Origin of the sequence: Metapseudomonas resinovorans, from assembly GCF_002003485.1 — a bacterium.
Lineage (GTDB): Bacteria > Pseudomonadota > Gammaproteobacteria > Pseudomonadales > Pseudomonadaceae > Metapseudomonas > Metapseudomonas resinovorans_D.
The window spans coordinates 46,721-72,123 of the sequence record NZ_BDMA01000097.1; the positions used below are offsets into that span (position 1 = coordinate 46,721).

At 64.6% G+C, this 25,403-nt stretch carries 28 protein-coding genes; 21 read left to right on the forward strand and 7 right to left on the reverse strand.

Annotated elements, in window-relative coordinates:
* Positions 1-2 precede the first annotated feature (2 nt).
* Positions 3-500 (reverse strand): DUF6231 family protein, encoded by a 498-nt coding sequence (locus MnOB_RS28040; RefSeq protein WP_077527814.1) that lies wholly within the window; start codon positions 498-500, stop codon positions 3-5.
* A 130-nt stretch (positions 501-630) separates the two neighbouring features.
* Here MnOB_RS28040 and MnOB_RS28045 point away from each other — a divergent pair, with 130 nt between their 5' ends.
* The 4 genes from MnOB_RS28045 (at position 631) to MnOB_RS28060 (ending at position 3,303) form a co-directional block, all read left to right on the forward strand.
* Entirely contained in the window at positions 631-1,323 is a 693-nt protein-coding gene (locus MnOB_RS28045; protein ID WP_077527815.1) for a PA1041 family peptidoglycan-binding anchor lipoprotein, read from the forward strand.
* Positions 1,324-1,418: 95 nt separating this feature from the next.
* The gene (locus MnOB_RS28050; RefSeq protein ID WP_077527816.1) at positions 1,419-2,147 is read left to right on the forward strand and encodes a PA1041 family peptidoglycan-binding anchor lipoprotein; all 729 of its coding nucleotides are present in this window, start codon (positions 1,419-1,421) and stop codon (positions 2,145-2,147) included.
* A 30-nt stretch (positions 2,148-2,177) separates the two neighbouring features.
* A complete protein-coding gene (locus tag MnOB_RS28055) occupies positions 2,178-2,549 on the forward strand; it encodes a DUF1145 domain-containing protein (protein ID WP_352230912.1) in 372 nt (123 codons plus the stop codon).
* A complete protein-coding gene (locus tag MnOB_RS28060) occupies positions 2,542-3,303 on the forward strand; it encodes a hypothetical protein (protein WP_077527818.1) in 762 nt (253 codons plus the stop codon). The genes MnOB_RS28055 and MnOB_RS28060 overlap by 8 nt, the downstream gene beginning before the upstream one ends.
* A 33-nt stretch (positions 3,304-3,336) precedes the next feature.
* Here MnOB_RS28060 and MnOB_RS28065 read toward each other — a convergent pair whose 3' ends face one another.
* On the reverse strand, positions 3,337-3,801 hold the full coding sequence (locus tag MnOB_RS28065; protein WP_077527819.1) for a CopD family protein: 465 nt from the start codon (positions 3,799-3,801) through the stop codon (positions 3,337-3,339).
* 98 nt (positions 3,802-3,899) lie between these two features.
* Here MnOB_RS28065 and dinG point away from each other — a divergent pair, with 98 nt between their 5' ends.
* From dinG to MnOB_RS28095, 6 genes are all read left to right on the forward strand, one after another.
* Positions 3,900-6,044, forward strand: coding sequence for an ATP-dependent DNA helicase DinG (gene dinG / locus MnOB_RS28070; RefSeq protein WP_077527820.1), 2,145 nt, complete (start codon positions 3,900-3,902; stop codon positions 6,042-6,044).
* Positions 6,045-6,208: 164 nt separating this feature from the next.
* A complete protein-coding gene (locus MnOB_RS28075) occupies positions 6,209-8,584 on the forward strand; it encodes a beta-galactosidase (RefSeq protein WP_077527821.1) in 2,376 nt (791 codons plus the stop codon).
* 83 nt (positions 8,585-8,667) lie between these two features.
* Complete coding sequence (locus MnOB_RS28080) at positions 8,668-9,816, forward strand: serine hydrolase domain-containing protein (protein ID WP_077527822.1); 1,149 nt, start codon at positions 8,668-8,670, stop codon at positions 9,814-9,816.
* Between the two features lie 135 nt (positions 9,817-9,951).
* Positions 9,952-10,671: an OmpA family protein gene (locus MnOB_RS28085; protein WP_352230911.1), complete on the forward strand. Its 720-nt coding sequence runs from the start codon at positions 9,952-9,954 to the stop codon at positions 10,669-10,671.
* A gap of 48 nt (positions 10,672-10,719) precedes the next feature.
* Positions 10,720-11,367 carry a pyridoxamine 5'-phosphate oxidase gene (gene pdxH, locus MnOB_RS28090; RefSeq protein ID WP_077527823.1) on the forward strand — a complete coding sequence of 216 codons (648 nt, stop codon included), beginning with the start codon at positions 10,720-10,722 and terminating at the stop codon, positions 11,365-11,367.
* A gap of 131 nt (positions 11,368-11,498) precedes the next feature.
* Positions 11,499-12,635 carry a glycerate kinase gene (locus tag MnOB_RS28095; protein WP_077527824.1) on the forward strand — a complete coding sequence of 379 codons (1,137 nt, stop codon included), beginning with the start codon at positions 11,499-11,501 and terminating at the stop codon, positions 12,633-12,635.
* Between the two features lie 6 nt (positions 12,636-12,641).
* On the opposite strand, the gene MnOB_RS28100 is transcribed toward MnOB_RS28095, so the two are convergent.
* Entirely contained in the window at positions 12,642-12,875 is a 234-nt protein-coding gene (locus tag MnOB_RS28100) for a hypothetical protein (RefSeq protein WP_077527825.1), read from the reverse strand.
* A gap of 149 nt (positions 12,876-13,024) precedes the next feature.
* Between MnOB_RS28100 and MnOB_RS28105 the strand changes: the two genes are divergently transcribed.
* The 9 genes from MnOB_RS28105 (at position 13,025) to MnOB_RS28145 (ending at position 20,944) form a co-directional block, all read left to right on the forward strand.
* Positions 13,025-13,489, forward strand: coding sequence for an outer membrane lipoprotein (locus MnOB_RS28105; RefSeq protein ID WP_077527826.1), 465 nt, complete (start codon positions 13,025-13,027; stop codon positions 13,487-13,489).
* 226 nt (positions 13,490-13,715) lie between these two features.
* Positions 13,716-16,511, forward strand: coding sequence for a monovalent cation/H+ antiporter subunit A (locus tag MnOB_RS28110; RefSeq protein WP_077527827.1), 2,796 nt, complete (start codon positions 13,716-13,718; stop codon positions 16,509-16,511).
* Positions 16,511-16,846 (forward strand): Na+/H+ antiporter subunit C, encoded by a 336-nt coding sequence (locus tag MnOB_RS28115; protein WP_077527828.1) that lies wholly within the window; start codon positions 16,511-16,513, stop codon positions 16,844-16,846. Before MnOB_RS28110 ends, MnOB_RS28115 begins: the two co-directional genes overlap by 1 nt.
* The gene (locus MnOB_RS28120) at positions 16,843-18,342 is read left to right on the forward strand and encodes a monovalent cation/H+ antiporter subunit D (protein WP_077527829.1); all 1,500 of its coding nucleotides are present in this window, start codon (positions 16,843-16,845) and stop codon (positions 18,340-18,342) included. Before MnOB_RS28115 ends, MnOB_RS28120 begins: the two co-directional genes overlap by 4 nt.
* On the forward strand, positions 18,339-18,836 hold the full coding sequence (locus MnOB_RS28125; protein WP_077527830.1) for a Na+/H+ antiporter subunit E: 498 nt from the start codon (positions 18,339-18,341) through the stop codon (positions 18,834-18,836). Before MnOB_RS28120 ends, MnOB_RS28125 begins: the two co-directional genes overlap by 4 nt.
* Complete coding sequence (locus tag MnOB_RS28130; RefSeq protein WP_077527831.1) at positions 18,824-19,093, forward strand: K+/H+ antiporter subunit F; 270 nt, start codon at positions 18,824-18,826, stop codon at positions 19,091-19,093. Before MnOB_RS28125 ends, MnOB_RS28130 begins: the two co-directional genes overlap by 13 nt.
* Positions 19,090-19,437, forward strand: coding sequence for a Na+/H+ antiporter subunit G (locus MnOB_RS28135; protein WP_077527832.1), 348 nt, complete (start codon positions 19,090-19,092; stop codon positions 19,435-19,437). Before MnOB_RS28130 ends, MnOB_RS28135 begins: the two co-directional genes overlap by 4 nt.
* Before the next feature lie 83 nt (positions 19,438-19,520).
* The gene (locus MnOB_RS28140) at positions 19,521-20,426 is read left to right on the forward strand and encodes a DMT family transporter (RefSeq protein WP_077527833.1); all 906 of its coding nucleotides are present in this window, start codon (positions 19,521-19,523) and stop codon (positions 20,424-20,426) included.
* Positions 20,384-20,944, forward strand: a complete 561-nt coding sequence (locus MnOB_RS28145; protein WP_371580536.1) for a GNAT family N-acetyltransferase — start codon at positions 20,384-20,386, stop codon at positions 20,942-20,944. The genes MnOB_RS28140 and MnOB_RS28145 overlap by 43 nt, the downstream gene beginning before the upstream one ends.
* On the opposite strand, the gene gap is transcribed toward MnOB_RS28145, so the two are convergent.
* A complete protein-coding gene (gap, locus tag MnOB_RS28150) occupies positions 20,941-21,939 on the reverse strand; it encodes a type I glyceraldehyde-3-phosphate dehydrogenase (protein WP_077527835.1) in 999 nt (332 codons plus the stop codon). The two genes, MnOB_RS28145 and gap, sit on opposite strands and share 4 nt — an antisense overlap.
* A gap of 70 nt (positions 21,940-22,009) precedes the next feature.
* Complete coding sequence (locus tag MnOB_RS28155) at positions 22,010-22,681, reverse strand: COG3650 family protein (RefSeq protein WP_077527836.1); 672 nt, start codon at positions 22,679-22,681, stop codon at positions 22,010-22,012.
* 69 nt (positions 22,682-22,750) lie between these two features.
* Between MnOB_RS28155 and MnOB_RS28160 the strand changes: the two genes are divergently transcribed.
* Positions 22,751-23,146, forward strand: coding sequence for a DUF488 domain-containing protein (locus MnOB_RS28160; protein ID WP_077527837.1), 396 nt, complete (start codon positions 22,751-22,753; stop codon positions 23,144-23,146).
* 6 nt (positions 23,147-23,152) lie between these two features.
* Here the strand turns inward: MnOB_RS28160 and MnOB_RS28165 are convergent, their stop codons facing one another.
* On the reverse strand, positions 23,153-23,752 hold the full coding sequence (locus MnOB_RS28165) for a short chain dehydrogenase (protein ID WP_077527838.1): 600 nt from the start codon (positions 23,750-23,752) through the stop codon (positions 23,153-23,155).
* A 118-nt stretch (positions 23,753-23,870) separates the two neighbouring features.
* Between MnOB_RS28165 and MnOB_RS28170 the strand changes: the two genes are divergently transcribed.
* Positions 23,871-24,785: a LysR family transcriptional regulator gene (locus MnOB_RS28170; protein WP_077527839.1), complete on the forward strand. Its 915-nt coding sequence runs from the start codon at positions 23,871-23,873 to the stop codon at positions 24,783-24,785.
* 63 nt (positions 24,786-24,848) lie between these two features.
* On the opposite strand, the gene MnOB_RS28175 is transcribed toward MnOB_RS28170, so the two are convergent.
* Complete coding sequence (locus MnOB_RS28175) at positions 24,849-25,283, reverse strand: HIT family protein (protein WP_077527840.1); 435 nt, start codon at positions 25,281-25,283, stop codon at positions 24,849-24,851.
* Between the last annotated feature and the right edge of the window lie 120 nt (positions 25,284-25,403).

Genomic DNA, 25,403 nt, shown 5'->3' on the forward strand with positions numbered 1-25,403 from the left:
GGCTACCACCAGTACTTGCCGAAGTTTTGCGGGTTGGCCCAGAACTTCGCATTCAGCCAATCGGGGACCTGCTTGTACTCGCGTAGGTCGTAGGTGAACAGGGTGAGGGTTTGCTGCTCGCGGCGAAAGCGCTCGCTGGCTTGCAAGGCTAGGGAAAAGAAGTCGGTGTCCTGCCAGCCGCAGGCGCTGAGGTCGGCCAGCACCGCCACCCGGCTGGCATTCAGGTTGCGGATGCCGCCGAGCAGTTGCAGCCCGCTTCGCTTGGGCAGGTGCTCCAGGCAGTCCGCCAGAAGGGCAAGGTCGAAGCGGCGCGCGGCCTGTTCGGCTGGAAGCGCTCCGGCGGGCACGTGCACGATCTCGCTATCAGGGTGCGCGGCGGCGAAGGCCTCCAACGCCGGAAGCGGACTGTTGCCCACCAGCAGGAGACTTTGCGGGGCGTAGCGTTCGAGCAGGGCCGCAAGAGCCTGCTGGGGGGTACGGGAAGAGAAGCTGTCAGTCATCGAAAATCCTCGAACAAGTGGAGCAAGACTAGCCCGAAGGCGAGTCATGGCCTAGTGCTGGCGGTTTCCGGGGCTGGCGTCTTTACTCCCTAATTGTCGGTATGGGCCGATTCTAAGAGGAGACTCGCTTATGAGCATTACACGGACAGCTTTACCCCTAATCCTGGTGACCAGCTTGTTGACCGGTTGCGCCGGTCTGCAGAAGACCGACTGGCCCAAGTGTGCAGCAGTAGGGGGTGTGGTAGGTGCGGGATTGGGTGCGATCGAAAGCAGTACATACGCAGGTTGGGGCGCCTTGATCGGTGCCGGTACGGCGGCTGCCTATTGCTGGGTACACGGCGATGGCGACGAAGATGGCGATGGTGTATTCGACAGCCGTGACAAGTGCCCTGGCACTCCGCCCGGCACCCAGGTCGACGCCGACGGTTGCCCGCTCAAGGCTGAAGAGCCTGTGGTGGAAGCAGTGGTCGTCGAGCACGAAACCATCGTTGTCCGTGACCTGCTGTTTGCCTTCGACTCCTCGAAGCTCGATGCGGCGGATGAAGCCACCCTCGACAACGTAGCTACTCGCCTGAAGAACGAAGCACCTGACGCCAAGCTGACCATCACCGGTCATACCGACAGTGTTGGTTCCGACGCATACAACCAGGGACTCTCCGAGCGCCGTGCCCATGCGGTGGCTGACTATCTGGTGCGCAGCGGCATCTCGGCTTCCAATATCGTCGGTGTCGGTGGTGCGGGTGAAAGCCAGCCGGTGGCCGACAACTCCACCAAAGACGGTCGTGCCATGAACCGTCGCGTAGAGATCCAGATCGATCGTTAAACCCCGATAAGCCTGCGGCGCACGCCTTGTGCGCCGCGGGCCTCGGGTCTTTACTCCTGTGTTACCGGCCTGGCCGGTGGCACAGGAGAATCATCATGGGCAACCAACTTCCCCGGGTTGCGATTTCACTTCTTCTGGTCAGCAGTTTCCTCTCTGGTTGCGCGTCCACGTCCAGCGATGGCAGTGCGGCGTTGAACCAGGGGAATTGGCCAATCTGTAGTCTGGTCGGTGGTCTCGTAGGTGGTGGATTGGGCGCCGTGGAGAGTTCTGCCTGGGCAGCCGGTGGTGCTGCGGCGGGCGCCATTGTCGGTGGACTCATCTGCTTCGCGCAGGACGGCGACGCTGACGGCGACGGTGTGTTCGATCGTCGCGATACCTGCCCCAACACACCCTCCGGAGCGACCGTCGATAGCCGCGGTTGCCCGCAACGGACTTATGCCCAGGCACCTGCGGAGCCTGTACCGCCGCCGCAGGACGAAGTCATCGTCCTCAGCGACATGGGCAATGTGCTCTTCGCTTTCGATTCCGCCGAATTGACCTCTGCGGCCAAAGATCAACTGGCAGCCGTTGCCAACCGGCTCACTGGCGCCAACCTGGTCAGCGCCAAGGTGATCGGCCACACCGACAACGTCGGCTCCGACCCTTACAACCAGGGGCTTTCCGAGCGCCGGGCGAGGAGCGTGGCGGACTTCCTGGCCAGCCAGGGCGTGCCTGCTGACAAGTTGACGACTGAAGGCATGGGCGAGAGCCAGCCGGTGGCGGACAACGAGACAGATGCCGGGCGGGCGCAGAATCGCAGGGTCGAAATCCGGGTCGACCGCTGACGGATTTCCTGCGTTGTATCAACGAGTCGATTGCAAGCCGATGCTTTTCCCGGCGACGCTCTGGTGCGTCGCCGGGCTTCGGCGTATGGTCCGCAAAAACTCGAACAATGCCAGGAGGGAGGCATGCGTTTATTCATGGGGCTGGGCAAGGTGGTTGCCCTGTTGTTCTGGTTGGTCGTCATTGCCAACGTCGCTTCACCATTCACCAAACCATTCGACATGCTGCTCAACGGTGCCGGCATCCTGCTGATCGTGGTCCACCTGTTCGAAATCATGCTGTTCAATTCCTTGTTGCGCGGCCGTGCCAATCCCTGGCTGGATCGCTTGCAACTCCTCTTGTTCGGAGTTTTCCATCTGCTGACCATTCCGCGTCACCGCGGCAAGGAGGCACGCCATGCGTAAGCTTGGACTCCTGCTTGCACTGATCGCCCCCGTCGCCCTGGCCGAGGGCCAGGTGAAGGTGGACGCACACAACTTCCTCAAGCTGCCAACCCGAACGGGCAGCCTCAGCCTCGACCAGGTCGAAGTCGCCGACTACGCCACGCTGCTGATTCCGGCCGGCGTGACCGAGCTGCGCATCAGCGAACTGCGTATGGGGCGCGAGGCCCGACTGGGCATCGCACCCTCCGAGAAGGCTTTTCGCCTCGAGGTGCAACGAGGCGAAATAGGCCCTGGCAGCCATATCACCGCATCGGGTGCGGCCGGCAGCATGAGCAAGCCGGCCAGCGCAGGACGCAATCTCGAACTGCGCCTGGTGGATGTCCATGTGAATGAAATGACCCTGGATGTACGCGGCGGCATCGGCGCGCCGGGACGTCCGGGGCTGGATGGCGCCGACGGCGACGCTGCCGGTTGCCTCTGGGGTTCGGCCGGCCGTGGCTGGGATGGTCAACCCGGCTCCAATGGCGAGGTCGGTGGCGCTGGCGGTCAGGTGCGCCTGGAAGTGCCGGAGTCCTTCCCGGTGGATCTGGTTCGCGTGCGTCTTGACGGCGGCGTCGGCGGCGCGGCGGGAGAGGGCGGCGCCGGTGGCCACGGCGGAGCCGGCAAAGGCTGCCTGCTGTACAAGGCCGACGGCGCCAAGAGCGGTCGCGCCGGGCAACCCGGCAAGCCCGGCACTGCCGGCAATACCGGCAGCGTCAAGGTCGTACGTTTCTGATCGAGGGAAGGCGCACAGGGACGTGCGCCTGATTCAGAAGCTGGGGCGAATGGCGACGATGGTCACCAGCGCAAGCCCGATCAGCAGGTTGAACCCCACTACGCGACGAATGCGACCCAGCACCGCGCCACCTTCCGGCCAGTTTTCCGCATTCACGGCTGCACGCAACTGCGGCAGCAGCAGGGCGCTCACCCGCAGGAACAGTGCCAGCATCGCCACATACAGCCCGATCATCATGTGCACATAACGCGGCGCGGCTTCCATGCTGGCGTAGGACATATGCAGCATGCCCACGCCGGAGAAGGGCAGTACCAGCACCGCCGGCCAGACCCAGTAAAAGAAGCGGCGGAACACGTCCAGCCAGAGGCGCAGTCTCGCCGGGGGCTCCAGGGTGGCGACGGCGGCCGGTCGCAGGATCATCCAGGCGAAGAACATGCCACCGACCCATACCAGGGCGGCCAGCAAGTGCAGGGCGTAAAGGGCTGCGTGGGCAGTCATCCGGTCAACTCCATTCGGCGGGTAAAAGAAGGCGCGCTATCATAGCCGTCCTGTTAAAGTACTGAAAATTTATCCAGCTCTTCCCGCCGCAGTCACTCATGCTCAGCACCGAACTCAAGTCCCAGATCCAGGGCGCCTACAGTCGTTTTCTCGAAGCCAAGGGGCTGAAAGCCCGTTATGGCCAGCGCCTGATGATCGCCGAGGTTGCCAAGGCCCTGGGTGCCATTCCCGTGGATGACGAAGGTCACCGCGAGGGCGAGCCTGCCGTGGTGGCGGTGGAGGCAGGTACCGGTACCGGCAAGACCGTTGCCTACAGCCTGGCGACCATTCCCGCTGCGAAGGCCGCCGGCAAGCGTCTGGTGATCGCGACTGCCACCGTGGCGTTGCAGGAGCAGATCGTCCACAAGGATCTGCCCGACCTGATACGCAACAGCGGCCTGAACTTCAGTTTCGCCCTGGCCAAGGGGCGCGGCCGCTATCTCTGCCTGTCCAAGCTTGACATGCTCCTGCAGGAAGGCCAGGCACAGAGTGCCACGGCCCAGCTGTTCGCCGACGAGGGGTTCACCATCGACGTCGACGAGAAGGGACAGAAACTCCTCAACCAGATGATCGAACGCCTCGCCGGCAACCGTTGGGACGGCGATCGCGATTCCTGGCCCGAAGCCATCGAGGACCAGGACTGGGCTCGCGTCACCACGGACCACAGCCAGTGCACCAAGCGCCATTGTCCGAACTTCCAGCAGTGCGCCTTCTATAAGGCACGGGAAGGCATGACCAAGGTGGACGTCATCGTCACCAACCATGACATGGTGCTGGCCGACCTGGCCCTGGGTGGCGGCGCGGTGCTGCCGGACCCGCGCGAGACGCTCTACGTGTTCGACGAAGGCCATCACCTGCCGGACAAGGCCATCGGCCACTTCGCCCATTACACCCGCTTGCGGTCCACCGCCGACTGGCTGGAACAGGTGGCGAAGAACCTCTCCAAATTGCTGGCGCAGAATCCCCTGCCTGGCGAATTCGGTCGTCTGGTGGAGGGCGTGCCCGAGTTGGCCCGGGAGATTCGCACCCACCAGCAGTTCATGTTCAACGCCTGTGAAGAGATCGCTGACTTCCGTGCTGGCGAAGACATGGAAGGCCGCGACCGTCCCCGCCATCGATTCGAGGCCGGCGTGGTGCCCGAGCACCTGCGAGAGCTGGGCATCGAACTGAAGAAGGGCTTCTCCAGGCTGCACGATGTATTCACTCGCCTGACCGAACTCCTCAAGGAAGCCATGGACGGTGAGGCCAGCACCGGCGTCGCCAGCCATCAGGCGGAGGAGTGGTATCCGTTGTTCGGCAGCCTGCTGAGCCGTGCCCAGGGCAACTGGGAGTTGTGGACGGCTTTCACCGTTGAAGACCCGGAAGACAGCCCGCCCATGGCGCGTTGGCTGACCCTCGCCGAAAGCGGGGCGCTGCACGACATCGAGGTCAATGCCAGCCCCATCCTCGCCGCCGAGACCCTGCGCCGTAATCTGTGGAATGTGGCCTACGGTGCGCTGGTAACCTCCGCAACCCTCACCGCGCTGGGCAAGTTCGACCGCTTCCGGATGCGCGCCGGCTTGCCCAAGGTTGCCGTCACCGCCGTTGTGCCGAGCCCGTTCCAGCATGCCGATGCCGGCCTGTTGCGTGTCCCTGACCTGAAAGCCGACCCCCGCGATGCGGCGGCCCACACTGCCGCCATCGTCCGTGAGCTGCCCGCTCTGGTGGAGGGTGCGCGCGGCACGCTGGTGCTGTTCGCCTCCCGTCGGCAGATGCAGGACGTCTTCGAAGGCCTGGATCGTGACTGGCGCAAGCGCGTGCTGATTCAGGGCAACCTGTCCAAGCAGGAAACCTTGAACAAGCACAAGGCGCGGGTCGACGACGGTGAGCCCAGCGTGCTGTTCGGGCTTGCGAGTTTCTCCGAGGGCGTCGACTTGCCGGGTGCCTACTGCGAACACGTGGTGATCGCCAAGATTCCCTTCGCTGTGCCGGACGACCCGGTGGAAGCGGCGTTGTCCGACTGGATCGAGGCCCGTGGCGGCAATCCCTTCATGGAGATCGCCGTGCCCGACGCTTCCCTGCGCCTGGTGCAGGCCTGTGGTCGCCTGCTGCGTACCGAGGCCGACCGCGGCACCATCACTTTGCTGGATCGGCGCGTGGTCACCCAGCGCTACGGCCGCGCGATCCTCGATGCGCTGCCGCCGTTCCGTCGGGAGATTGCCTGAAACAGGACTGCCCTTGACGCTGAGCGCCCCCCATCTGCGATGATGCCGGGGTTTTTGCGGGTGCCCAGCGCGCCTGCCTTGTCCCGCTTCGTTTTGTCGCACCGTTGGCGAGATACGAACTTTTGGCGGTCTATGCTCAGCATTCTCTTGGGAACTCCGGTCCGATGCTTTCGATACCAAAACGCCCCCTCGCCCTGGCCATCCTTTTCGGCATGTCGGGAATCCCCCTGATTGCCCAGGCCGAGACCCTGTTCAACTTCGTCCGCCCGCTGGATGCGGTGCAGGTAACTACCCAGGATGCCAGTCTGCCGAGCGTGACCGCTGAAACCACCGCCAATGGCGAAGTTCTGCGTCGCCTCACCTTCAATGCCGCCGAGAAACCCAGCCTGCGCCTCACCCCGCAAAACGGCAGCTGGGACTGGTCCAAGGCCGAGGCAATGAGCCTGCGCATCCAGAGCGCCCAGGATTGGGCGATTACCCTGGACGTCGCCATCGAGAGCACGGACGGCAAGGTCTTGACCACCCAGGTTGCGCTGCCGGCAGGACCGGCGCAGACCTTGCTGATACCCCTTTCCGCGACCTCGCCCAATGCCCACGGCATGCGTGCGGCGCCGCCGGTGCCCTGGACCCTCGATGGCAAGCGTTGGCTGCCAGCGACGCTGGTCAACGGCGAGATCGACCGCAGCAAGGTCGCTTCCGTGACGCTTTCGCTGAATCAGCCGACTGCTGCTCAGAACGTGCTGCTCGGCCGTTTCGGCACCGAGGAGCAGGATCAGCAGGGCGCCCTCTACGACGGCCTGATGGACGCCTACGGCCAGTACGTCCGCGGCGATTGGCCAGGCAAGGTGAAGAACGACGAGCAGTTGAAGAAGGGCGCCGCGGACGAAGCGAAACAACTGACCGACTGGACCGCCAAGTTGCCGCAACAGGACACCTACGGTGGTTGGTTGGGCGGTGAGACCTTCGAAGCCAGCGGCTTCTTCCGTACCGAGAAGCGCAACGGCCGCTGGTTCCTCGTCACTCCGGAAGGCCATCCATTCTTCTCCCTGGGCGTCAACGCCGTGACCCCCGGCCTGAGCCAGACCTACGTCGAAGGCCGCGAGGCCATGTTCAAGGCACTGCCGAAGGACAACGAACCCCTGGCCAACCATTTCGGCAAAGGCGACGACCGTGCCGATACCGACGCCAACATGGGGCGTGCGTTCAACCAGGGCCGCTGGTACGACTTCTATGGCGCCAACATCGAGCGCACCTACGGCGGCAATGATCCGCAGCGTTGGGTCGGCCACAGCCTTGAGCGTCTCAAGGCCTGGGGCTTCAACACCGTCGGCAACTGGAGCGATCCGGCATTCAACACCAGTCAGCGCATGCCCTACACGCTGCCGCTGTCCATCCATGGTGATTACGCCACCATCAATACCGGCTTCGACTGGTGGGGCGGCATGCCCGACCCGTTCGATCCGCGATTTGCGATGGCGACGGAGCGAGCCATCGCCATTGCCGCCCGTGACCACCGTGACGATCCGTGGCTCCTGGGCTTCTTCGCCGACAACGAACTCGCCTGGGGCGGCCACAGCGAGGATCCGCGAGCTCGCTACGCGCTGGCCTACGGTACCTTGCGCCTGACCACTGACGTGCCGGCCAAGCGCGCCTTCCTCAAGCAGTTGCGCGATAAGTACCGCAACCAGGAGGGGCTGTCGAAAGCCTGGGGTATCGATCTGCAGGCCTGGGAGCTGATGGAAGACCCTGGCTTCGAACCGCCGCTGCCGAATCCGGAGCACCCGGCTATCGAGGAAGACTTCCAGCGCTTCCAGCGTTTCTATGCTGACACGTACTTCAAGACCATCTCCGACTCCATGAAGTGGCACGCGCCGAACCACATGTTGCTCGGGGGCCGTTTCGCCGCCACCGTGCCCGAGGCCATCGAGTCCTGCGCGCAGTACTGCGACGTGATCAGCTTCAATCGCTACACCCGTGAACCGCAGCATGGCCTGGACATGGAACTGCTGCGTCGCCTCGACAAACCTCTGATGCTCACCGAGTTCCACTTCGGTTCTCGTGACCGTGGTCCGTTCTGGGGTGGCGTCTCCGAGGTCTACAAGGAAGAGGAGCGTGGCCCGGCCTACGCCGCCTACCTCAAGAAGGCAGCCGAAGAGCCGCTGATCGTCGGCGCCCACTGGTTCCAGTACCTCGACCAGCCGGCCACGGGCCGCCTGCTCGATGGCGAGAACGGCCACCTCGGCCTGGTCGGCATCACCGACCGTCCGTGGCAGGGCTTCGTCGAGGCCGTGCGCAAGGCAAACCTGGCGCTGGCGGCTGATATCAACAAGCCCCTTGCATCTTCGGCTCCCTCGAAAGAGCAACCCAAGGCAGCGGCAAAGGAACAGCCCAAGGAAGCGGCCCAGCCCGCGGCGGCGGAAAAGCCCGCAGAGCCAGAGAAAGCGGCCGAGCAACCGAGCACTGAGCCGGCGGCTGAGCCCAAGGCCGACGAGCCCTCCCAGCCTGACGCGCCGAAGCAGGAAGACACCGGGAAGCCCTGATGGGCGACCCGTCTTCGGCACGGTTCACAAGGGGCGGCAAGGCTGGAACAATGCCGCCTCAATTTCCTTTCAGGAGCACGCCGGTGCAGACCCAGGGCTATTTCGACTTGCGCTTCGAGGCGGCGAAAGACGCGTTCGCCGAACTCTTCGCTGACCCGCAGGAGCGCGGTGCCGCCCTGTGCGTGCAGGTGGGAGGCGAGACGGTGCTCGACCTCTGGGCTGGCGTGGCCGACAAGGATGGCCAGCAGGCCTGGCACAGCGACACCATCCTCAACCTGTTCTCGTGCACCAAGACCTTTGCCTCTGTAACCCTGTTGCAGTTGGTGGGAGAGGGCAAGCTGGAGCTGGACGCGCCCGTCGCGCGCTACTGGCCTGAATTCGCCGCGGCCGGGAAAGAACGCATCACTGTTCGTCAGCTGCTTTGCCACCGCGCCGGCCTGCCGGCAATTCGCGCGATGCTGCCGGCCGAGGCCCTCTACGATTGGGAGGCCATGACCTCCGCCCTCGCTGCTGAAGAGCCCTGGTGGATGCCGGGTGAAGGCCATGGTTATGCGCCCATCACCTATGGCTGGCTGGTCGGTGAGCTGATTCGCCGTGCGGACGGTCGGGGTCCGGGCGAGTCCATCGTGGCCCGCGTCGCCGCCCCACTGGGGCTGGATTTCCACGTCGGCCTCGCGGATGAGGAATTCGACCGCGTAGCGCATATCGCCAGGGCCAAGGGCAACATGGGCGATGCCGCAGCGCAGCGGTTGCTCAAGTGCATGATGACCGAGCCGAACTCGCTGAGTACGCGCTCCTTCACCAATCCACCGTCGATCATGACCAGCACGAACAAGCCGGAATGGCGACGGATGCAGCAACCCGCAGCCAATGGCCATGGCAACGCGCGCAGCGTAGCGGGCTTCTATGCCGGCTTGCTGGATGGCGAGCTGCTGGATTCCGAGCTGCTCGCGGAGCTGACCCGCGAACATGCCCAGGGCGAGGACCTCACCTTGCTGACGTCCACCCGTTTCGGCCTCGGCTGCATGCTCGACCAACCCGACGTACCCAATGCCACCTATGGCATGGGCCGATACGCCTTCGGCCATCCCGGCGCAGGCGGCTCCACCGGCTTTGCCGACCCGGAACGCGAACTGGCCTTTGGCTTCGTCACCAACACCCTCGGCCCTTACGTTCTGATGGATCCGCGCGCCCAGAAGCTGGCCCGTGTGGTCAAGGACTGCCTGGGCTGAGCCACTCGTCACCTCGACTGTTTTTATCTTTGCTGAATAAAGGCTTGGCGCGAGAATTTAAGCTCGATTGAGAGATTAAAACGCCATCACTTTTTGTGCTGGCGTGCGGCCTTCAGCGACTACGGAATCCTGCCCATGAAGCTGTTAAAGATTTCCACCCTGATACTCTGTGTGTCTGCCTCCGGCTGCACCATGCTTGGCCAGCAGAAGGCCGAGGTGCCTGCCAAGCCCGGGCAGACCGTCTCCGCCAGCCAGTCCTGGTGGCCCTTCGGTGGCGATAAAAAGGCTAAACAAACCAAGGTCGCCAAGGTGGATACCAAGGCGACCCAAGCCTGGCTCGATCAGTACGAGCCGCGCCTGCGCGAGGCGGTGAAAGGCAGCAAACTGGAAGTGGAGCGCCGTGAGAACGTGCTGGTGGTGACCCTGCCGGTCGACCCGTCGTACAACCCGGATCGCCCGAGCATGCTGCTGCCCGCCACCCTGGGCCCCATCACCAAAGTGGCGAAGCTGGTGGAAGGCGATACCAAGACCGCAGTGCTGGTCCTTGGCCACGCCGATAGCTCCGGCAAGGATGAAATCAACCGCAAGATCAGCCAGGAGCGCGCCCAGTCCGTTGCCGCTATCTTCCGCCTGAGCGGCCTGCAGCGTGATCGCCTGTCCCTGAAAGGGCTGGGTTCGGATATGCCGCGCGCCGCCAACGACAGCCAGCAAGGCCGTTCCCTGAACCGCCGTGTCGAGATGATCCTCACGCCGCAGGAAACCCTGGCCGCGCTAATTGCCCAGTACAGCAAGCCAGCCAAGCCGGAGCAGATGGGCAAGACCGAGAAGGTGGTTGCGGCAGATCAAGCCGAGTAGGCCGGGCTTGGGTAAGCTATTGGCTTTCTGAACACAGGACTGCCAATCATGACCCAGACCCTGGCCGATATGCGCCGTGACTATGCTCGCGACGGGCTCAGCGAGGAGCGGGCTCCTGCCGAGCCCTTCAGCCTGTTCCAGAGCTGGTTCGGCGATGCGGTGAAGACCGAGCAACTGCCGGTCGAGCCTAACGCCATGACTGTTGCCACGGTCGACGCCGAAGGCCGTCCCCATTGCCGCGTGTTGCTGCTGAAAGGGCTGGATGAACGCGGCTTCACGTTCTTCAGCAACTACGACAGCGCCAAGGGCGAACAACTCTTGGCCAATCCATTCGCCGCCATGACCTTCTTCTGGCCCGCCCTGGAGCGCCAGGTCCGTATCGAGGGCCGGGTAGAGCGGGTAACCCCGGCCGAATCTGACGCCTACTACCAGGTACGCCCGCTGGGTAGTCGCCTGGGGGCCTGGGCATCGCCGCAGAGCCGGGTAATCAGCGATCGCGCGGAGCTCGAAGCCCTGCTGGCGGAAACCGAGCAGCGGTTCCTTGATAACGCGCCGAGCTGTCCGCCGCATTGGGGCGGTTATCGCTTGCTGCCCGAGCGCATCGAGTTCTGGCAGGGGCGCCCGAGCCGCCTGCATGACCGCTTGAACTACCGACTCGTGGACAACGCCTGGGTTCGCGAGCGGCTGGCTCCCTGACCTTTCCCGCCTGATGGCGCAGCTCATCGTTGGCTGCGCCCTCCATCATCCTGCCCTTCGTCGCCACCTCTGCCCCGCCTGCAGCACCTACCATTAGCCTCGTATTTCCCGGCCCATCCCGAGGTACGTCGATGAAGATCGTCATTGCTCCCGATTCGTTCAAGGAAAGCCTGAGTGCGCCCGAGGTGGCCGCTGCCATCGCTCGGGGCTGGCGCTCGGTATTTCCCGAAGCCGAACTGGTGCAGAAGCCGATGGCCGATGGTGGTGAGGGCACGGTGGACGCGGTGCTGGCCGCCACCGGAGGCGAGCGCCGTGAAGCGCTGGTACAGGGGCCGTTGGGCGACCCAGTGCGCGCGCATTGGGGTTGGCTGGGGCAGGGGCGCGCCATTATCGAAATGGCGGCCGCCAGCGGCTTGCACCTGGTCGCCCACGGCGCACGCGATGCCACGCGCACCAGCAGCTTCGGCACCGGCGAGTTGATTCGCCGGGCCCTCGATGCCGGCGCGACGCGGATCATCCTTGGTCTCGGCGGCAGCGCTACCAATGACGGCGGTGCGGGCTTGCTCATGGCCCTCGGGCTGCGCCTGCTGGACAAGCACGGAGCGCCGCTGCCGGCCGGTGGCGGGGCTCTGGCCCGGCTGGCGAGCGTCGATCCGTCCGGTCTTGATCCGCGTCTCGCCGGCGTTGAGTTCGAGGTGGCAGCAGATGTGGATAACCCGCTCTGCGGACCCCGCGGCGCCTCCCATGTCTTCGGCCCGCAGAAGGGCGCCAATCCCGCGCAGGTCGAATCGCTCGATGCAGCGCTGGGACACTACGCCCAGGCGATCGCCGCTCACCTCGGCGAAGACCATAGCCGGCATCCGGGCGTAGGGGCGGCCGGTGGCCTGGGGTTCGCCGCACGCGCCTTTCTCGGTGCACGCTTCCGCCCCGGTATCGAACTGGTGGCGGAAGTGGCCGGGCTGGCCGATTCGGTAGTGGGCGCCGATCTGGTGGTAACGGGGGAGGGCCGTCTCGACTCCCAGAGCCTGCATAGCAAGACCCCGGTGGGCGTTGCGCGTATTGCGGGTGCCGCCGGCGTGCCGGTGATCGCCATTGCCGGGAGCCTGGGAGAGGGCTACCAACGCCTGCGCGAAGTTGGCATCGAGGCCGCCTTCAGCCTGGTTCCCGGCCCCATGGAACTGGAGCGGGCGATGGCGTGCGCTGCGGTGGAACTGGAAGCGCGTAGCGCGGACATTGCACAGTTGTGGAAACTGGCCGCCCGCGTCTGACCGTGCTCAGGCGGTGTAACGCTGCGCCGCCCGTTCCAGCCAGGGCTGCAAATCCTTGCGCTTGATGCCTTCAGCGCGAGCGACCTTCAGCTGCTCCAGCATGAACGCCTGTTTGTCCTTGTCGCCTTCCGCCAGGGACAACGCGAGGTCGCGATCCATCCAGCGTTTGATGCGCACGTACAGCCACCAATGGAAGTAAAGGCCGGCGATGGTGGTAATCGCGATGATGAAGTAGTCCATGGGCTAACCTTGGGTGACAGGGAGCTTGTAGGAGATTTCTTGTGAGGCTGTCGGAAAGCTGAACGATGGCTGAGTAGTCGGCCTGTTCAGGTGACAGCCTACGCAGCGCGGAGTCTAATGGACGGGTAATTAATTCTGGAGGAATTGCTATGCGTAAACCCTATCTGCTGGTTGCCTCTTTCACGGCAGTGGCACTGGCGCTGGGTGGCTGTCAGTCGAGCCTGACCGGAGACACCTATTCCCGTGACGAAGCTCGGCAAGTGCAGACCGTGCGCATGGGCACCATCGAATCGCTGCGTCCGGTGAAGATCGAAGGTACCAAGACGCCGGTCGGCGCCGGCGCTGGCGCTGTGGTCGGCGGCATTGGCGGTAGCACCATCGGCCACGGTCGTGGCAGCGCAGTCGCAGCCGTGATCGGCGCGGTAGCCGGCGGCCTGCTAGGGGCGGCGGCCGAAGAAGGCTACACCCGTACCCAGGGTGTGGAGATCACCGTGCGTGAAGACGATGGTTCGATGCGCGCCTACGTTCAGGAAGTCCAGCCCAACGAAGTCTTCCGCGTGGGCGAGCGCGTTCGCATCATGACGGTCAACGGCACCAGCCGCGTCGCTCACTGAAGCTAAGCTGTCCCCATCGGGACAGCTTGTCGTTTTCCCCATTCCCGAATGACGGCGATAGCGCCTGGGTGCTATCGCCGTTTGGAGTGGGCGTTCTCTGCAGTTGCTAGCGTTTTGAAATAATTCAATCTATCGCGATGAATCGATAGTAATGGATAATCGCTGGGTTTTTTTCTTGCCATTTCCGTTACTTGGAGGAGGTGGCGCTGACCTAGGGGAGATATGGATGATTCTGGCGCTCATTGTCGCGCTGCCCTTTCTCGGGGCACTTCTTCCGCCGCTGGCCGAGCGCCTTGGCCGTTCCGTCTGCGCGGCCGTCACCGCACTGGTACCGCTGGCTGGCCTCGTTCTCCTGCTGACCCAGACCGATAGCATCTTCGCCGGTCACACCCTCAATTTCGCCCAGTCCTGGTTGCCGGGCTTCGGGCTCAGCTTCAGCCTGCGGCTGGATGGTCTGGGCTACCTGTTCGCCCTGTTGATTCTCGGCATCGGGCTGCTGGTGATCCTCTACGCCCGCTACTACCTGTCCACGGAAGAGCCCATGGGGCGCTTCTTCGCCTTCCTGCTGTTGTTCATGGGCGCGATGCTCGGCGTCGTGCTGTCCGAGAACCTGCTGCTGATGCTGGTGTTCTGGGAGCTGACCAGTCTGTCCTCATTCCTGCTCATCGGCTTCTGGGGTCACCGCTCCGATGCGCGCAAGGGCGCGCGAATGGCGCTGGCGGTTACCGCTGGCGGTGGCCTGGCGCTGTTGGCCGGGATACTGCTGGTGGGGCATATAGCCGGCAGCTTCGAACTGACCCAGGTGCTCGCCGCAGGCGAGCAGATCCGCGCCCACAGCCTTTATCCGGTGGCGCTGGTGCTGGTTCTGCTGGGTGCGTTCACCAAGTCCGCGCAGTTCCCATTCCATTTCTGGCTGCCCCACGCCATGGCCGCGCCGACCCCGGTGTCCGCCTACCTGCACTCGGCCACCATGGTGAAGGCCGGCGTATTCCTGCTGGCGCGCTTGTATCCGGCCTTGTCCGGTTCCGACCTGTGGTTCTACCTGGTCAGTCTGAGCGGCCTGGCGACGCTGCTGCTCGGTGCTGGCATGGCGCTGTTCCAGCACGACCTCAAGGGCCTGCTGGCCTACTCGACCATCAGCCACCTCGGCCTGATCACCTTGCTGTTCGGCCTCGATTCGCAGCTCTCAAACGTCGCGGCGGTGTTCCACATCATCAACCACGCCACCTTCAAGGCCTCGTTGTTCATGGCCGCGGGGATCATCGACCACGAAACCGGCAGTCGCGACATGCGCCTGATCAACGGCCTGTGGCGGTACATGCCGCATACGGCGGTGCTGGCAATGGTGGCGTCCCTGGCCATGGCCGGCGTGCCCTTGCTGAACGGCTTCCTCAGCAAGGAGATGTTCTTCGGTGAAACGCTGCAGCAGGACTTGCTGGGCAGCTTCAGTTGGGTGGTGCCGGCGGCGGCGACCCTGGCCGGGGTTTTCTCGGTGGCCTATTCGCTGCGCTTCGTCCACGACGTCTTCTTCAACGGCGAGCCCGCCGTCCTGCCCAAATTCCCTCCCCACGAACCTCCGCGCTACATGAAGGTGCCGGTGGAAATCCTCGTCTCCCTCTGCCTGCTGGTGGGCATGCTGCCGGGCATCACGGTGGCGCCGCTGCTGGCCACTGCGGCCTCGGCGAGCCTGGGCGGTACGTTGCCGGAATACGACCTGGCGATCTGGCATGGTTTCAATCTGCCGTTGGCCATGAGCCTGGTCGCGCTGGTCGGCGGCGTCCTGGTCTATGTGCTGCGCAAGCCACTGTTCCGCTGGTACGCCGACCTGCCTGACACCGACGCCAAGGAAGTGTTCGAGCAGCAGGTGCAGCGCGCCGTCCTGGCCGCCCGCTGGATCACCGGGCACCTGGAGAACGGCTCCCTGCAGCGCTACCTGTCCTTGTTGCTGGGCGCTGCCATGGTAATGGTGGCGCTCTCGCTGGCGCCCCTGCCGCAGATCGCGGGCGCACGTCCTTTGACGCCGCTGGACGGCATCACCACCCTGGGATTGGCGGTGCTGGCGCTATCGGGCGTGCTGACCGCGATATTTCATCGCCAGCGGCTGATCGCGCTGATGATCCTCGGCGTGGCCGGCTTGCTGGTGGCGCTGGCATTTGCCCGATTCTCGGCACCTGACCTGGCGCTCACCCAACTGGTGGTGGAAGTGGTGACCCTGGTCCTGCTGATGCTGGCGCTCTACTACCTGCCGTCGCGTACGCCGGGGGAAAGCTCCAGTCTGCGTGGACTGCGCGATTTCATCCTGGCCTGCGCAGTGGGGGTGATGGTGGCGTTGCTGGCCTATGCCGTGCTGACCCGCCCCTACGAAGGCATCGCGGATTTCTTCCTCGCCAACAGCGTATCCGGGGGCGGCGGCACCAACGTGGTCAACGTGATCCTGGTGGACTTCCGCGGCTTCGACACCCTCGGCGAAATCACCGTGCTGACGATCGCCGCCGTCGGCATCTTCGCCATGCTCTCGGGGCTGCGCCTGGAGAATCCGACCTGCGACCCCCAGGGGCGCAACTGGGCCGGTGCCAAGCACCCGCTGATTCTCGAAACCCTGTCGCGCCTGATGCTTCCCCTGGCCTTGCTGATTTCGGTGTTCATTTTCCTGCGTGGGCACAACCTGCCGGGTGGCGGCTTCATCGCCGGCCTGATCACCGCCGTGGCCCTGGTGCTGCAGTACATCGCCAGTGGCATTGCCTGGGTGGAGCAACGCCTGCCGTTGAATTACCAGCGCATGGCGGGTGCCGGCGTGCTGATCGCCGGCCTCACCGGCCTCGGCAGCTGGGCGTTCGGCCGCAACTTCCTGACCTCCGCGTTCGGCCATTTCGATCTGCCGCTGGTGGGTGAATTCGAACTGGCCACCGCCATGCTGTTCGACCTCGGCGTCTACCTGGCCGTGGTCGGCTCGACGTTGCTGGTACTGGTCAACCTGGGACGTCTGAGCCTGTCCCCGGCTGCGAGCAAGGAGATTCATTGATGGAGGCGCTGTTCGCCGTAACCCTCGGCCTGCTGACCGCCAGTGGCATCTACCTGCTGCTGCGCGGCCGGACGTTCCCCGTGGTACTGGGACTGACCCTGCTGTCGTACGCCGTCAACCTGTTCCTCTTCGCCATGGGCCGGCTGACCGGTGAAGCCGTGGTGCTCGGGCGCGACGTGCAGTATGCCGATCCCGTGCCGCAAGCCCTGGTGCTGACCGCCATCGTCATCGGCTTCGCCATGACGGCCTTCGTGGTGGTGCTGGCCTTGCGCGGGGTAGGTGATCTGAACAGCGATCACGTCGATGGCCTCACCGACGAGGAGTCGGCGCCATGATCCACCTGACGATCCTGCCGGTGCTGATTCCCCTGTTCACCGGTGCGCTGCTGCTGGTGCTGCCATCCAACGAGCGCCTGAAGCGCAGCCTTTCCGTCCTCGCCACCCTGGCCTTGGTGCCGCTGGCGCTGTACCTGATTCAGCAGGCTGGTGATGGCCAGTTGCGTGTCTATGCCCTGGGCAGTTGGCAGCCTCCCTTCGGCATCGTCCTGATGCTGGACCGGCTTGCAGGGCTGATGCTGCTGGCGACTGCCGTGCTGGCCTCTGCTGCCGTGATCTATGCCGTACGGGGCGACGATCGTATCGGTCTGCGCTTCCATGCGCTTTTCCAGTTCCAGCTGCTGGGAATCAATGGCGCATTCCTCACCGGCGACCTGTTCAACCTCTTCGTGTTTTTCGAAATCCTGCTGATCGCCTCCTATGCATTGCTGCTCCACGGCGGTGGTGGCGAACGGGTCAAGGCGGGCATGCACTACGTGATCCTCAACCTCGCCGGTTCGGCGCTGTTCCTGATCGCGATAGGCGCCCTCTACGGCATCACCGGCACCTTGAACATGGCCGACATGGCCCGCCAGGTGGCTGCGGCTGGGCCGGAAAATGCACCGGTGCTGGCCGCCGCCGGACTGGTGCTGCTGTTGGTGTTCGCCCTCAAGGCGGCGATGTTGCCGCTGTACTTCTGGCTACCGCGTGCCTATGCCGCCGCGAGTGCGCCGGTGGCCGCACTCTTCGCGATCATGACCAAGGTGGGCATTTACTCGATCCTGCGGGTCTACAGCCTGGTCTTCGGCCCGGAAGCCGGCGAGCTGGCCAACCTGGCGCAGCCCTGGCTCTGGCCGCTGGCGTTGGCCACGGTGTTGCTCGGTGCTGTGGGCGCCCTGGCTGCCGCCACCTTGCAGGGCCTGCTGGCTTACCTCGTGGTGGTCTCCGCCGGCACCCTGCTGGCAGCCATTGCCCTGGGGACTCCCGAGGCCCAGGGCGCGGCACTGTTCTACCTGCTGCACAGCACCTGGGTGGCCGGAGCCCTGTTCCTCCTGGCTGACCTGGTCAGCCGGCAGCGGGGCGAGAAGGCGGGCCACCTAGTGCAAGGGCCGGCCCTGCAGAACCCGAGCATCCTCGGCGCGGCGTTCTTCTTCGGTGCCATCGCCGTGGCTGGCTTGCCGCCGTTGTCCGGTTTCTTCGCCAAGCTCCTGCTGCTCCAGGCCGCGCCACCGGCCGCTGGCGCATTGCCGCTGTGGAGCGTGCTGCTGATCGGTGGCTTCGTCAGCCTGGTGGCCCTGAGTCGCGCGGGCAGCACGCTGTTCTGGCGTACTGGCCATCAGGTGTTGGGCAGTGCGGAACTGGATGGCGGTCGGCTGTTCGCCACCCTTCTGCTGCTGGCCGGCAGCCTGGTGCTGGTGGCATTCGCCCAGCCGCTCCTGGACTACGCCCAGGCCACCGCCGTGCAGTTGCATGACGTGAACCTCTATCGCGCAATTCTCGAGGGGACCGGAGCATGATTCGACGAATCTTTCCTCACCCCGCCGAAAGCCTCTTGTTGCTGTTCGTCTGGCTGCTGCTGGTGGACTCCTTCGCCTTCAGCCACTGGCTGCTGGGGGGCTTTCTCGGTTGGGCGATTCCGTTCTTCTTCCAGCCGCTGTTGATCGAGCGCCCGAAACGCTGGCATCCGCTCAAGCTGATGCGCTTCCTGCTGATGGTGGTGGGGGACGTGCTGGTGGCCAATTTCCAGGTAGCACGCCTGACCCTCGGCCGCGTCGAAGCGCTGCGTCCTGCCTTCGTCGAAGTCCCCATCGAGCTGGACAACGAACTGGCCATCAGCGTGCTGGTGAGTGTGGTGTCGCTGACACCGGGTTCGCTGGCCGCCGACCTCAGTGCCGACCGCCGAACCCTGCTGGTGCATGGCCTCGACGTGCCGGACAAGGTAGCCATGGTGGCTGAGATCAAGTCGCGCTACGAGGCACCACTGAAGGAGATCTTCCCATGCTCGGCCTAGTGATCCCGCTCTGCCTGGGCATGCTCGGGCTAGCGCTGCTGCTGACGCTCGCGCGACTCATCAAGGGACCGTGCTTGCCGGACCGAGTGCTGGCGCTGGATACCCTCTACATCAACGCCATCGCCATGCTCGTGCTCTACGGCATCTGGAAGGGCAGCAATCTGTTCTTCGAAGTGGCGCTGCTGATCGCCGTGCTCGGCTTCGTCAGCACCGTGGCGGTGGCCAAGTACATGTTGCGCGGAGACATCATCGAATGACCGGCGAACCCCTGTCCCTCTGGGTGGAAATACTCGTGTGCGCGCTGCTGCTCCTCGGCAGCGCCTTCATGCTGATCGGCGCCCTCGGCCTTTATCGCCTGCCGGACTTCTTCATGCGCCTGCATGGTCCGACCAAGGCCACCACCCTGGGCGTGGGCGGTGTGGTGATGGCTTCGCTGGTGTTCTTTTCGGCCGATGCCGGCGGGATCAGCCTGCACGAGTTGCTGATCAGCCTGTTCCTGTTCATCAGCGCCCCGGTCAGCGCCTACATGCTGGCCAAGGCCGCGGTGCTGCAGCAGTTGCCGCTCGATCAGAAAACCCGCGGCAAACCCTGGAACCAGTAAGCACTACAGTTTTTCCCGCCTGCTGTGCCTGTCTGGCCCCATGGACGGCCTCGTAGACTGGCGACTTTCTCCCGGAGGTGAATATGGCGCAGCAAGGTCGACTGGTGGCGGTGGCCTGCCTGGTGCTGGCCATGGCGCTCTGGGGCAGCTCCTTCATCGCCCTCAAGCTGGCCTTCCAGGAAGTCGCCCCACATTGGGTGATCTTCGCGCGTATGGCCCTGGGCAGTCTGGTATTCCTCGCCGCGTGGCGTTGGCGGGGCGGCCTCGACTACCAGCCTGGAGACTGGAAATTCCTGCTGGGTCTGGCCGCCTGCGAACCCTGCCTCTACTTCATCTTCGAAGCCCTGGCGCTGCAGCACACCAGCGCCTCCCAGGCCGGCATGATCACCGCGCTCCTGCCGTTGCTGGTGGCGGTGGGTGCCTACGCCCTGCTACATGAACGGATCACTCGCGGCACCCTGGCCGGCTTCTTCCTCGCCGTGGTCGGCGCCGTCTGGCTGAGCCTGGCCAGCGACTCGGACAGCCATGCGCCGCAGCCGCTGCTGGGCAATTTCTACGAATTCCTCGCCATGCTCTGCGCCACCGGCTACACGCTGTTGCTCAAGCATCTGTCATCGCGCTACTCGGCCTTTTTCCTGACCGCCATGCAGGCCTTCATCGGCAGCCTGTTCTTCCTGCCCCTGGCCTGGGTCACTTCGCCCTTGCCGGAGTCCGTCAGCCCGCTGGGCATCGGCGCCATGATCTACCTCGGCACCGTGGTTACGGTGGGCGCCTACGGCCTCTACAACTTCGGCGTCTCGCGGATGCCGGCGAGCCAGGCCACCGGCTTCATCAACCTGATTCCCGTGTTCACCCTGGTATTCGCCTGGGGCTTCCTGGGTGAGCGGCTGACAGGGGTGCAACTGCTCGCCGCCGGCCTGGTGTTCGTCGGGGTGGCGCTGAGCCAATGGAAAAGCGCATCGCCGGCGCCGGCAGGGGTCCTGGATTGATCGCGATGGCCATCCGGCCGGCCACGGCCGATGACATCCCCGCCTTGTGCGAGCTCATCCTCGAACATGGCCCCAATCCGTGGAATCACCTGCCGCCCGATGAGGTCCGCGCCCACTTGCGGGGTATCAACGATGCGTCCGTGGGGGCGGTGCTGGCGGAAGGCGAGGGGAGGCTGGCGGGCTTCGTCAGCTTCTACCTGAGCCGGGACTTCCAGGCCCACCAGCAAGTTGGAAGGCAGGATCAGCCCCAGGGCTATGTCTGCGAGGCTGTGGTGCACCGCGAGCTGGCTGGGCGCGGGCTGGGCACACAGCTACTTGTGGCGGCGATGGCGAGACTGGCAGCGCTCGGGGCTGTGGATATCTATATCGAGCGGCACGAGGAAAACCTCGCCTCGGCGGGCATGATGCGCAAGGCCGGATTCCGCGAAGTGTCGACCTTCGATGATCCTGCCCGCCGGCCCAACGGTTCTCGTCGGACCACGCTCTGTCACTGGCGCCCGGAAGAGGTTGCTTCCTAAGGGTTCAGCCAGGCCAGGACCACATCCAGCATCCGGTTGGCGAAGGCCCATTCGTTGTCATACCAGGCCAGCACTTTCACCAGCTCCCCTTGCACGCGGGTGTGATTGAGATCGACCACGCAGGAAACCGGATAGCCATTGAAGTCGCTGGACACCAGCGGCAACGCGTTGCACTCCATGACGCCCGGCGGCAAGGCTGTCACCCCGGCTTCGAGGGCCGCGTTGAGCGCCTCGCGGCTGGTCGGGCGTTCGGCGATGAACGAGAAATCCAGCAACGACACGTTCGGCGTTGGCACCCGTATCGCCATGCCATCCAGACGGCCGGCCAGTTCCGGCAGTACCAGCCCGATGGCCTTAGCCGCGCCGGTGCTGGTAGGAATCATCGAGACGGCAGCGGCGCGGGCCCGATAGGGATCACTGTGGCTCTTGTCCAGCAGGTGCTGGTCGTTGGTGTACGCGTGCACCGTGGTCACCAGGCCGCTGCGGATACCGACTTCGCGGTGCAGCAACATGGCCAGCGGCGCCAGACAGTTGGTGGTGCAGGACGCGTTGGACACGATCTGCTGGCTGCCCAGCTGCTCATGATTGACCCCGTACACCACGGTGAGGTCGGCGGTGTCGAGGGGATGCGACAGCAGCACGCGTGGTGCCCCGGCGGTCAGGTGCTGCTCCACCTGCGCACGCTTCTTCATCTTGCCGGTGCATTCCAGCACCAGGTCCACGCCCAGCTGCGCCCAGGGCAGGTTGACCGGGTCGCGCTCGCGCAGCAGGTGGATGGTCTGGTTGTTCACCTGCAGGCGATCGTCGCTCAAGTGAACATGGCCAGGGAAGCGGCCGAAGGTCGAGTCGAAACGGGTGAGGTGGGCCAGCGATTCGAAATCGCCGAGGTCATTGATGGCTTCGATACGCAGGCGCTGGTCGAGACCCCGCTCGAACAGCGCACGAACCAGAGCGCGACCGATGCGCCCATATCCATTCAGGGCGATACGCAGCATGGTGTTCTCCCTCCTTTGATCCTTCCCCAAGCTTAGTGGGGAAGGGCGAGGATGGAGACTGCTGCAGTTGTCAGTTGTCGCGGGCACCGCCGAAGGAGGCACAGCCACGTTGCACGTTGCCGTTCAGGCGCAGCTCGGCAGTCAGGTGCTGGACCGCGCCGCTCATGCTGTCGACGCAGCGTTGGGGCGCGACCCACAGCTCCAGGCGCTGGCCATTGGCCTCACTGGACAGGTTGAAGCGGCCATCCGGCAGTTGTTCTTCCATGTAGGGCAGGGCCAGGGAAGGCTGGCCGGGACGGTCGAGGATCAGGCCCTTGCCACTGACGCTGACGCTCCAGTCGGGCTCATGGCCGCTGGCGCGAAGCAGCAGGCGCTTGAAGTTGAGGTCATCGCAGCCATGCCCTTCGCGCTGCAGGCGGTAGAGGGTCTTCAGGTCCAGCTGGCCATCGGCGTCGGGCAGTTTCGTTGCACCCATGCGGGCGCGAATGTCGGCGAACAGCTTGCCGGGACCCTCCGCGGAGAGGTTGGCGGCTTCCGGCAACAGCCCGGTGGCGCCACTGTCGACCAGGGCGAAGCGACGCTTCTCGCCGCACGGGCTGAACATCACCTGCCCAGAGACTACGCTCAGCTCACCCTGCAGACGCACCAGGTTGGCGTCGGGAGCGGGGGCTTTTTCGGCGAACATCTGGCAGGCGCCGAAGAGGGGCAAGAGGCTGAACAGCAAGGGGCGGGCGAAGCGCATCGTGGGTCTCCTTCAGGGAGCGGCCACGTTACCGGTGCGCAGCGCCCGGCTCAAGGGCGGAGGAGATGGATGATCCAGTTCAAGCGAGTCTACGAGGCGGCGCAGTCTGATGATGGCCAACGGGTGCTGGTGGATCGCCTGTGGCCGCGCGGTTGCCGAAAGGAATCACTGGCCCTGACCTCCTGGCTGAAGGAGGTGGCGCCGTCTGACGGCCTGCGCAAGCAGTTCTGCCATGACCCGGCGCTGTTCGACGAATTCCGCCTGCTGTACCGCGCGGAACTCGCGGCCCATCCCGAGCACTGGCAGGGATTGCTGGAAATGGCGCGCAAGGGAAGTCTGACCCTCCTGTACGCGGCCAAGGACGAAGCACACAACAATGCCCGGGTGCTGGCGGAGTTTCTCGAAGAAGAGCTTGAACGCAGCGGTCCGCCCAGTTCGCCGGTGTGTTACGCCGGCGAACTGTAGGGGCCCTCAGCCCACGTGATAGGTCTGGCCGGTCTGCGCACCTTCTGCGCTTTTGGCGTAGGCCAATGCCGCATCGGCCGCCGGTACCGCCTTGTAGCCACGGAAATAGGGACCGTAGCTCGGCAGCGCTTCCTCGATCACGGTCGGGCTGACGCTGTTGATGCGCATGCCGCGCGGCATTTCCAGGGCGGCGCTGCGCACGAAGGCATCGATGGCGCCGTTGACCATGCTGGCCGATGCGCCGTAGCGGATCGGATCGTGGCCCAGCACCCCGGAGGTGAGGGTGAACGAGGCGCCGTCGTTGGCGAATTCGCGGCCGATCAGCACCAGGTTGACCTGACCCATCAGCTTGTCCTGCAGGCCCACGGCGAACTCGGCTTCACCCATTTCTGCCAGGGCCCCGAAATGCACCTTGCCGGCGGCGCTGATCAGGGCATCGAAAGAACCGACCTTCTCGAACAGGCTGCGAATCGACGCGACGTCGGTGATGTCCGCTTGCAGGTCGCCACTGTTGCGGCCGACGCGGATCACTTCGTGGCGCTCCTTGAGTTCCTGTTCGATGGCCTTGCCGATGGTGCCGCTGGCACCGACGAGGATGATTTTCATGGCTGGAGTCCTGTGTGGGAATGAATGACAGGTCCAGTGTAGAGTGCGGTCTATTGTCGATAATCCATGCAATTGGAAAACTTTGGTTTTCAATTGGAAACAATAGGGCCGCAAATCAATGAGCGAAATGGACGACCTGGCCGCCTTCGCGGTACTGATGGAAGCCGGCAGCTTCACCGCTGCAGCCGAGCGGCTGGGCTGCAGCAAGGGGCAGTTGTCCAAGCGCATCCGCATGCTGGAACAAGAACTGGGCGCTTCGTTGCTGCATCGCACCACGCGGCGGCTGGGCCTGACCGCCGCCGGGGCGGCCTTGCTACCGGAAGCAAAGGCCCTGGCAGCGCAGGCGGAGCGGGCCAGGCAAACGGTGCGGCGCTTGCAGGAGGAGCTGGCCGGCTGCGTGCGCTTGACGGTACCGGTATCCCTCGGCGAGACCTTCTTCGATGCGCTGTTGCTGGACTTCATCCGGCAGTACCCGCAGATCCGCATCGAGCTGGACCTGCATAACGGCTATCGCGACCTGGTGGCGGAAGGCTTCGACCTGGCCATTCGTTCGGGCATGGACATGGACGATCGCCTGGTGGCGCGGCCGCTGTTCTCCCTGCAGGAAATCACCTGCGCCACCCCGGCCTATCTCGCCACCCACGGCGAACCCGAGCAACCGGCGGACCTGTCACGCCACCAGTGCCTGCTGAATACCCACTACAGCGGTTTCGAGGAATGGCTCTATCACCGGCAGCACCGGCTGGAGCGGGTCAAGGTGGCGGGTGCGCTGGCGAGCAATCACTACAGCTTGCTGAAGAAGGCGGCCCTCTCTGGTGCCGGCGTCGCGCGCCTGCCTTCCTACATGATCTACGACGAACTGGCCGATGGCCGTCTGGTGTGGCTGCTGCGTGAGTACCAGACCCGCCAGACACCGGTTTTCCTGGTGCACCCCTGGCAGGGCGGGTTGCCGAGACGGACCCAGGTGCTGGCGGACTACCTGCTGGCCTGGTTCGAACGCAGCCGGCTGAAACTGGACAAGGCGGGGGAGTAGGGCAGGGCGACGACGAAGGGTGGAACGGCGATGTTCATCCCGCGGCGCGCCCCGGAGGAACCGTCAGGCCAGGTGCTTCAGCAGGCGAGTCTGCAGCGCCTCCAGCTCGTTCGGGTCAGCCTTCTTGCTGGCGTGGATAGCCAGCGATTCGCCGTCGAAGCGCGGCACGATGTGCATGTGAATGTGGAACACGGTCTGGCCCGCCGGCGCGCCATTGAACTGTGCCACCTGCACGCCAGCCGGTTGCAGCTCCTGCACCAGTACGTGGGTCAGCCGTTGCACCACGGCCATGACCTTGGCCAGGGCGTCGGTTTCGATCTCCAGGATGTTGCGCGCGGCGGATCGCTTCGGGATCACCAGGGTGTGGCCAAACGACTGCGGGAAAATATCGAGGAAGGCGAGCACGTCGTCGTCTTCGTAGAGTTTGTAGCAGGGGGCCTCGCCGCGAATGATCTGGGCGAAAACGTTCTGCGGATCGTAGGTGCCGTGCAGGCTCATCGAAGGCTCTCCATTTGCCGATTTGCGAGCCGTGCACATTAACGCCCGACGCGGCGCTGGAAAACCCCGGAAGCGCCTCATCGGCCACATCGGACGTTGCACCGGACCTTAATCACCGTC

Excerpts from the sequence above, each read along its gene's own strand:
- MnOB_RS28100 (WP_077527825.1), bottom strand. The coding sequence starts at position 12,875 with ATGGACTACTTCATCATCGCGATTACCACCATCGCCGGCCTTTACTTC.
- MnOB_RS28140 (WP_077527833.1), top strand. The coding sequence starts at position 19,521 with ATGGCGCAGCAAGGTCGACTGGTGGCGGTGGCCTGCCTGGTGCTGGCC.
- MnOB_RS28045 (WP_077527815.1), top strand. The coding sequence starts at position 631 with ATGAGCATTACACGGACAGCTTTACCCCTAATCCTGGTGACCAGCTTG.
- MnOB_RS28145 (WP_371580536.1), top strand. The coding sequence starts at position 20,384 with ATGGAAAAGCGCATCGCCGGCGCCGGCAGGGGTCCTGGATTGATCGCG.
- MnOB_RS28170 (WP_077527839.1), top strand. The coding sequence starts at position 23,871 with ATGAGCGAAATGGACGACCTGGCCGCCTTCGCGGTACTGATGGAAGCC.
- MnOB_RS28115 (WP_077527828.1), top strand. The coding sequence starts at position 16,511 with ATGGAGGCGCTGTTCGCCGTAACCCTCGGCCTGCTGACCGCCAGTGGC.
- MnOB_RS28160 (WP_077527837.1), top strand. The coding sequence starts at position 22,751 with ATGATCCAGTTCAAGCGAGTCTACGAGGCGGCGCAGTCTGATGATGGC.
- dinG (WP_077527820.1), top strand. The coding sequence starts at position 3,900 with ATGCTCAGCACCGAACTCAAGTCCCAGATCCAGGGCGCCTACAGTCGT.
- MnOB_RS28125 (WP_077527830.1), top strand. The coding sequence starts at position 18,339 with ATGATTCGACGAATCTTTCCTCACCCCGCCGAAAGCCTCTTGTTGCTG.
- MnOB_RS28105 (WP_077527826.1), top strand. The coding sequence starts at position 13,025 with ATGCGTAAACCCTATCTGCTGGTTGCCTCTTTCACGGCAGTGGCACTG.
- pdxH (WP_077527823.1), top strand. The coding sequence starts at position 10,720 with ATGACCCAGACCCTGGCCGATATGCGCCGTGACTATGCTCGCGACGGG.
- MnOB_RS28165 (WP_077527838.1), bottom strand. The coding sequence starts at position 23,752 with ATGAAAATCATCCTCGTCGGTGCCAGCGGCACCATCGGCAAGGCCATC.
- MnOB_RS28075 (WP_077527821.1), top strand. The coding sequence starts at position 6,209 with ATGCTTTCGATACCAAAACGCCCCCTCGCCCTGGCCATCCTTTTCGGC.
- MnOB_RS28155 (WP_077527836.1), bottom strand. The coding sequence starts at position 22,681 with ATGCGCTTCGCCCGCCCCTTGCTGTTCAGCCTCTTGCCCCTCTTCGGC.
- MnOB_RS28175 (WP_077527840.1), bottom strand. The coding sequence starts at position 25,283 with ATGAGCCTGCACGGCACCTACGATCCGCAGAACGTTTTCGCCCAGATC.
- MnOB_RS28130 (WP_077527831.1), top strand. The coding sequence starts at position 18,824 with ATGCTCGGCCTAGTGATCCCGCTCTGCCTGGGCATGCTCGGGCTAGCG.
- MnOB_RS28110 (WP_077527827.1), top strand. The coding sequence starts at position 13,716 with ATGATTCTGGCGCTCATTGTCGCGCTGCCCTTTCTCGGGGCACTTCTT.
- MnOB_RS28135 (WP_077527832.1), top strand. The coding sequence starts at position 19,090 with ATGACCGGCGAACCCCTGTCCCTCTGGGTGGAAATACTCGTGTGCGCG.
- MnOB_RS28095 (WP_077527824.1), top strand. The coding sequence starts at position 11,499 with ATGAAGATCGTCATTGCTCCCGATTCGTTCAAGGAAAGCCTGAGTGCG.
- MnOB_RS28040 (WP_077527814.1), bottom strand. The coding sequence starts at position 500 with ATGACTGACAGCTTCTCTTCCCGTACCCCCCAGCAGGCTCTTGCGGCC.
- MnOB_RS28085 (WP_352230911.1), top strand. The coding sequence starts at position 9,952 with ATGAAGCTGTTAAAGATTTCCACCCTGATACTCTGTGTGTCTGCCTCC.
- gap (WP_077527835.1), bottom strand. The coding sequence starts at position 21,939 with ATGCTGCGTATCGCCCTGAATGGATATGGGCGCATCGGTCGCGCTCTG.
- MnOB_RS28065 (WP_077527819.1), bottom strand. The coding sequence starts at position 3,801 with ATGACTGCCCACGCAGCCCTTTACGCCCTGCACTTGCTGGCCGCCCTG.
- MnOB_RS28050 (WP_077527816.1), top strand. The coding sequence starts at position 1,419 with ATGGGCAACCAACTTCCCCGGGTTGCGATTTCACTTCTTCTGGTCAGC.
- MnOB_RS28060 (WP_077527818.1), top strand. The coding sequence starts at position 2,542 with ATGCGTAAGCTTGGACTCCTGCTTGCACTGATCGCCCCCGTCGCCCTG.
- MnOB_RS28120 (WP_077527829.1), top strand. The coding sequence starts at position 16,843 with ATGATCCACCTGACGATCCTGCCGGTGCTGATTCCCCTGTTCACCGGT.